Origin of the sequence: Thiolapillus sp. (assembly GCF_048562965.1) — a bacterium.
GTDB lineage: Bacteria > Pseudomonadota > Gammaproteobacteria > Chromatiales > Chromatiaceae > Thiolapillus > Thiolapillus brandeum_A.
The window spans coordinates 819-2191 of the sequence record NZ_JBHNMF010000529.1 but is presented as its reverse complement, the minus strand read 5'-3'; the positions used below and the strand labels follow the sequence as shown (position 1 = coordinate 2191).

At 57.5% G+C, this 1373-nt stretch carries 3 protein-coding genes; all 3 read left to right on the top strand.

Features of this window, described 5'->3' with window-relative positions; all coding sequences use genetic code 11:
• Positions 1-91: 91 nt before the first annotated feature.
• A complete protein-coding gene (gene yhbY, locus ACOCD2_RS17300; protein ID WP_419625834.1) occupies positions 92-385 on the top strand; it encodes a ribosome assembly RNA-binding protein YhbY in 294 nt (97 codons plus the stop codon).
• A 38-nt stretch (positions 386-423) separates the two neighbouring features.
• The gene (locus ACOCD2_RS17295; RefSeq protein ID WP_419625833.1) at positions 424-966 is read left to right on the top strand and encodes a hypothetical protein; all 543 of its coding nucleotides are present in this window, start codon (positions 424-426) and stop codon (positions 964-966) included.
• The coding region (locus ACOCD2_RS17290) for a hypothetical protein (protein ID WP_419625832.1) at positions 917-1373 on the top strand (457 nt) is incomplete at its 3' end. The genes ACOCD2_RS17295 and ACOCD2_RS17290, both read left to right, overlap by 50 nt.

Below are 1373 nucleotides of genomic sequence, written 5' to 3'. Positions count from 1 at the left end.
GTTTTACACACAGGGAAAATGTTTTCACGTGCTGTTTCGGGAACAGGTAAAATACGGCCTTGCTGACTGTTTACCCTCCTTGGAGCGCCTAGTGTCCCTTTCCAACCCCCAGATCCGCCATCTGCGCGGCCTCGCCCACTCCCTCAAACCCGTGGTCATGGTGGGCCAGCATGGCCTGCGTGAATCCGTTCTGGAAGAAATCGGCATTGCACTGGATTTCCACGAACTCATCAAGATCAAGGTCAGCGCCGGCGACAGGGACGAGCGCGACAAAATCATCGGGAATATTGTCGGCCAAACCGGTGCGGAACGGGTGCAGCGCATCGGCAACATGGCAGTTCTGTTCCGGAGAAACCCCAAAAAGCCGAAGATTGTGCTGCCCTGATCACGGTTCCTTCCCGGGCTGCAGTGCGAAAATGCCCCATGCACCACTCTTTCGCCGCAAAGCGCCACTCTCTTTCCAGGGCATTCGCCCTCCTCCTCACGCTGGTACTGATTCCCGCCGTTCAACCCGCTTCTGCCGCCCAAAGCATCGTTACCGGTCAGGTGTCAGGCTACGCCACGCTCCATTCGGTCGGCATTGAAATCCGCATCGACGGAGATGACAACCACAATACCCGCGGCACGCTCGCATTCCGGCCTGCTGGAAACGGAGCATGGCAACCCGCACTGGATCTTTTCCGTGTGGATTACACGCCTGACAGCCCGGTAAAGGACATCACGGATCATTTCAACGGCTTTGCAGGCAGCATCTTTTTTCTCGACCCCGGGCGACGCTACGAACTGGTACTGGAAATCAGTGATCCGGACGGAGGAAACACCCGCCAGACCCTCAGCATCAGCACGCGGCCGCAACCACGAAAGCCCACCGGCGGACGGCGCTTGCATGTCCGGCCCGGCAATGGAAAACGCCAGTGTGGTTTTCGACGATCCGCTACGCATCGCCGCCGGACACCTGTGGATTGAAGGCATCCATGTACGTGGTCATGCCGATGTGGACAATGAATACGGGCTGAGAACCTACAACGCACCAGACGACGTGGTGATCAAGGGCAACCGCTTCACCGACTTCTACTACAGCATCGTCCTGAATCACGGCGGGTCGAACTGGCTGATAACCGACAATACCATTGTCGGTGACAAGGATATCAACATGCCTGATGGCCCGGCGAGCTGGGGCGGCGAAGGCATCGACCTGCAGCACACGAGCTGCCACACGGTTGCCTGGAACCGCATTTCCCGGGTGGCAGACGGCATTTCCTACCCCCTGAGCAATACGGACCTCTTCAGAAACGAAATATTCGATGTCACTAACGACGGCATCGAACCGGACTATGGCTATACCAACATCCGGGTGTGGGAAAACCGTATCT

Bases quoted from the DNA above. Each gene is read 5' to 3' on its own strand.
- ACOCD2_RS17295 (WP_419625833.1), top strand. From the start codon at position 424: ATGCACCACTCTTTCGCCGCAAAGCGCCACTCTCTTTCCAGGGCATTC.